General features: G+C 64.1%; 4 protein-coding genes. All 4 read right to left on the bottom strand.

Annotated elements, in window-relative coordinates; all coding sequences use genetic code 11:
• The coding region (locus tag EOA49_RS30490) for a sugar ABC transporter permease (protein WP_127243546.1) at positions 1 to 1,182 on the bottom strand (1,182 nt) is incomplete at its 3' end.
• Positions 1,179 to 1,991, bottom strand: a complete 813-nt coding sequence (locus tag EOA49_RS30485; RefSeq protein WP_066992159.1) for an ATP-binding cassette domain-containing protein — start codon at positions 1,989 to 1,991, stop codon at positions 1,179 to 1,181. The genes EOA49_RS30485 and EOA49_RS30490, both read right to left, overlap by 4 nt.
• A gap of 162 nt (positions 1,992 to 2,153) precedes the next feature.
• On the bottom strand, positions 2,154 to 3,221 hold the full coding sequence (locus tag EOA49_RS30480; RefSeq protein WP_066992156.1) for a sugar ABC transporter substrate-binding protein: 1,068 nt from the start codon (positions 3,219 to 3,221) through the stop codon (positions 2,154 to 2,156).
• A 227-nt stretch (positions 3,222 to 3,448) separates the two neighbouring features.
• Positions 3,449 to 4,333, bottom strand: a complete 885-nt coding sequence (locus EOA49_RS30475) for an AraC family transcriptional regulator (RefSeq protein ID WP_066992353.1) — start codon at positions 4,331 to 4,333, stop codon at positions 3,449 to 3,451.
• Between the last annotated feature and the right edge of the window lie 178 nt (positions 4,334 to 4,511).

The following is a 4,511-nucleotide window of genomic DNA, read 5'->3' as shown; positions in this document are numbered from 1 at the left end:
GCCGGTGATCATGTACCGGAGCGAGGATGACAGATCGAGCAGCGTCAGGCCGCTTGCGATGGATTGGATGACGATGATGCCAAGCAGCGCCGAATAGGCGCTGCCGCGGCCGCCGAACAGGCTGGTGCCGCCGATGACGGCCGCCGCGATGGCGTTGAGATTGACGTCGCCGGTGCCGGCCTGCTGGCTGGCGGTTGCCAGGCGTGCTGCCGAGAGCAGGCCGCCCGTCGCCGCCAGCGTGGCGCAGAGCGCGAAGGCGCTGGCGTAGATCAGCCGGACATTGATGCCGGCGCGACGCGCCGCTTCGCGGTTGCCGCCGACAGCGGTCATCGAGCGGCCCCATTGGGTGCGCTTCAGCGCATAGTTCATCGCCACGACCAGGCCGACGAACAACGCGAACATCCAGGGCACGCCGCGCGACAGGTTGAGGTAGTAAGCCACCAGTTCGAGCGCGACCGTGATCGCGACTGCCTGGAGCAGCAGCCCGCCCAGCGAACGCGATGACAGGCCGGCGGCCTGGCGGCGTTGCGCCTTGCGATAGCCGAGAGCCAGGGCAAGCACGCCGGGCACGACGGCCAAAGTGTGCGACACCCAGTGTGGCATCACCAGAAGCTGGCCGAAATTCACCAGCGGCGAATCGTAAGGCAGGTTGATCGAGCCCGTCGGGCCGAGGATGTAGAGCTGCAATCCCAGGAAGGCGAGCAGGCCCGAAAGCGTCGAGACGAAGCTTGGCATGCCGAGCCTGTTGAGCAGCAGCGCGTAGACGCAGCCGGTCACGAACCCGACCGCCATCGCCGCCAGCATGGCAAGCGCGACCGGCCAGCCCCACTGCACCCACAGCACGCCGAGCAGCGCGGAGGCCAGGCCGCTGACGGACCCGACGGACAGGTCGATCTCGCCCACCATTAGCACGCAGACGATGCCGAGCGAGATGATGCCGACCGTCGAGCAGTCGAACAAAAGATTGACCAGATTGTTCGGCGACAGGAATACCGGGTTGAGCGTCTGGAAGATCGTGCAGATCAAAACCAGCCCGACAACCACGGGCAGCGAGCCGAGATCGCCGGAGCGGACGCGGTCGAGGAAGCCCCTGATGACGCCCTTGGCGCCGCTGCGATCCTTCAGCCGTTCGTCGCTGCGATCGAGCAGCGCGCCGGGATTGCGGTCGGACGCCGTGGTCATGGCTGTTCTCCTTGCGCTTTCTCGGCCGTGCGCCTGCCGCGCCGCGAGACCGCATTGTCGTCGGCGCCGGTGATCGCCGTGACCAGCTCCTGATTGGAGGCGCCGGGCAGGAAGATGCCGTTGTTGCGGCCGAGCCTCAGCACCACGATGCGGTCGGCCACGGCGCGCACGTCCTCCATGTTGTGGCTGATCATGACGACGCCCAGCCCGCGATCCCGCACGCGCTCAATGAGATTCAGCACTTCAGCGGTCTGCGCGACGCCGAGTGCGGCGGTGGGCTCGTCGAGGAGGATCACGCGCGGCTCCATCAGCAGCGAGCGGGCGATCGCCACCGTCTGCCGCTGCCCGCCCGACAGCGACGCCACCGGCTCGCGCACGCTGGGAATCCGTGCCGAGAGCTCGTTGAGCAGTGTCCAGGCGCGGACCTCCATCGAGACCTCGTCGAGGCGAAGCGGATGAAGCTCGCGGCCGAGAAAGATGTTGGCCACGACGTCGAGGTTTTCGCAGAGCGCGAGATCCTGGAAGACGGTGGCGATGCCGAGCTTCAGCGCCGCGGCGGGATTGGCAAGCGTCACCGGCTGGCCGTCGAAAGTGATCGAGCCCGAGCTCGGCATATGCGCGCCGGCCAGGATTTTCACCAGCGTCGACTTGCCGGCGCCGTTGTCGCCAACCAGGGCTACGATTTCCCCGGCATTGATGTCGAGATCGACGTCGGTGAGAGCCGACACCGCGCCGAAATTCTTCGAGATGCCGCGCAGGCTAAGCACCGGCGGACGGCTCGTCGTGGGCGGTGCGTCGGGTATTGCCATTGCGTGTCTCTTCCCGCGTTTTGGTCGATCTGTCCGGCCGCCAGGAGGGAGCGGCCGGACACACCCGGCTCTCAGCCCTGACGGGCCAGCCGAGCATATCGCAGGCGACGCGGCTGCGCCGCATCGCTTTGGGAGACGATGCGGCTTCAGCCGCATCGCTCCTTATTGAATGCCGAGCTTCTTGCAGCCTTCGGCGTAGCGGTCGGTGCAGAGCTGGGCTGCGGTCTGGATCTTCTTGTCGATGATTTCGGCCTTCAAATTCTCCTGCGTCACCACCGCCGGCACGAAGAGTTGCGAGGGCGTATCGTACAGCGTTGTCTCGGCTTTCGGAGTCTCGCCCTTGAGAAGCTGCACAGCAACGTTTGCCGCCGCCGCGGCGACGATTTCGCTCGGCTTGGAGATAGTGTTGTACTGGTCGCCGGCAATGATGAGCTGCAAGGCGGCGATCGTCGCGTCGTTGCCCGTCACCGGCGGCACCGGATCGACGCCGGCTGCCTTGAAGGCGGCAATGGCGCCGCCGCCCGTGCCGTCGTTGGCGGCGACCACGCCGACGATCTTGTTGCCGAAGCGCGAGATCTGTCCCGCCGCCCATTGCTGGGCATTCGATGGCGCCCAGTTCGGCGTGTCAAACTCGGCGAGCGTCTTGTAGCTGCCGGTCTTGAGACCCTCATGGATGCCGTCCTTGATCAGGCCCGCCGCGGCGTCGGTCGGCGAGCCGTTGATCTGCAGCACGCCGACATCGCCGTCGCTCGACACGCCCTTGGCCTTGAGATGCTCGACCAGCGAGGCGGCGATCGCCTTGCCGATGGCCTTGTTGTCGAACGATACATAGAAATCGGCCTTGGCCGTGGGGATCGGACGGTCATAGGCGATCACCTTGACGCCCTGAGCCTGCGCATTGTGCACCAGCGAGGCCGCCGCCGCGGAATCGACCGGGTCGAGCACGACAACCTTCGCGCCCTGGGTGATGACGGAGTTGAACTGCTGCTGTTGCTTGGTGACGTCGGCGTCGGCATTGAGATAGAGCACCTTGCAGCTGTCGCAAAGCTTCTTCATTTCAGCGACGAAGCCCGGATGATCATGCTCTTCGTAACGCGTCGAGCCCTGGTCGGGCATCAGGAACGCGACCGTGGAGCCGGCGATATCCTGCGCATTGGCAAAAGTCGCCCCAAGAGCGAGGCTCGAGACGGCCATCGCGGCTGCTGTCAATCTGGACACGTATCTGGACATAAGGTCTTCTCCAATTCCCATTGTGTGATCTAAACGGACTTCGACATCGAGCCGCGGATGCTGCTCGCGCACCCCATCGGAAGTCCAGTGAACTCGTGCAGCAGCCTCACGGCTTCCTCCCGCTGGCATGACACGAGGAAATACTCGTCCATCGCTGGTTCGCTTGCGCGACCCACCGCTTCGTCCTGGTTCTTGTCTAAGGCTTGTTTCTCCTCCCGAACTCCTTTCTATGCGGCGCGCGCGGCCGCGAAATTATCCGCAACCAATCTCCTGAACTGCGAAGGCGGCATGCCCTTCTCGGCCAGGAACTGGCGATTGAAGTTCGACAGATTGTTGAAGCCGACCTCGAAGCAGATGTCCGAGATCTGCGCCTCTTCGTCGCTCATCAGGATCTGGCAAGCGAGGTTGATGCGCAGCCGCTTGATGTACTGCAGCAGCGACATGCCGGTATGCTTGCGAAACGAGCGAGAGAAGGCGCTCGGCGTCTGTCCCGCGATTGCCGCCAGATCGCCTTCGTTGAATTGCTGGGTCAGGTTCTCGCGGATATAGGCGAGCGCCTGGTTCATGCCCGCAGACATGTATCCGGACGGGTCCGGCAGATAGTTCTCGCTGGCGAGCACGCGCGGCGTAGTTTCGCGGCTCAGCGCCTCCATGATCGACATGAACAGGCTGATCCGGTGAACGCCGTAAGCATGAGTGATCTCCGCCAGCAACGGCATGACCGCCCTGCTCACACTGGCGCTGAACAGGACGCCGCGCCGCGCGAGCTCGAGCAGTGGCGAGACCGCGCCAAGCTCGGGAAAAGTGGCGATCGCGCCGCCGATGAATTCCTCGCTGAACTGGACCAGCCTGCAGCGCAGCGGAACTGACTGACCTTCCGGAACCTCGCTGATCCAGTTGTGCGGCAGGTTCGGACCGGTGAGAACGAGGTTGCCGACCTCGAACTCGCCGATGAAGTCGCCGACGAAATAGCGGCCCTTGGTCGCGACGATCTGGTGCAGTTCGTATTCCGGATGAAAATGCCAGCGCACCGTATGGTAGGGATAGCCATGCCACCTCACCGCGAACGACTCGCCAGGCCTTATCTGTATGACTTCCAGATCGGGTCCCATCGATTCCTCCCGCAGGCTGTGCCAGCCTTCGAACCGCGGCCGTTTGTTCCGGCTCATCTAGGGTCAGGATAGCGGCGGCCAAGGATGTGCGCCACCTCGCCACGCCGCGCCGACTGATACGTTTTTGACCTTTTTGGCCCAGCGAAAAACCTGCCTTCGAAAATTAGAAGCTTCGAAT

The sequence above is a fragment of the Mesorhizobium sp. M1A.F.Ca.IN.020.04.1.1 genome, assembly GCF_003997315.1.
GTDB lineage: Bacteria > Pseudomonadota > Alphaproteobacteria > Rhizobiales > Rhizobiaceae > Mesorhizobium.
This window is presented reverse-complemented; position numbering and strand designations above follow the sequence as displayed.

Excerpts from the sequence above, each read along its gene's own strand:
- EOA49_RS30475 (WP_066992353.1), bottom strand. The coding sequence starts at position 4,333 with ATGGGACCCGATCTGGAAGTCATACAGATAAGGCCTGGCGAGTCGTTC.
- EOA49_RS30480 (WP_066992156.1), bottom strand. The coding sequence starts at position 3,221 with ATGTCCAGATACGTGTCCAGATTGACAGCAGCCGCGATGGCCGTCTCG.
- EOA49_RS30485 (WP_066992159.1), bottom strand. The coding sequence starts at position 1,991 with ATGGCAATACCCGACGCACCGCCCACGACGAGCCGTCCGCCGGTGCTT.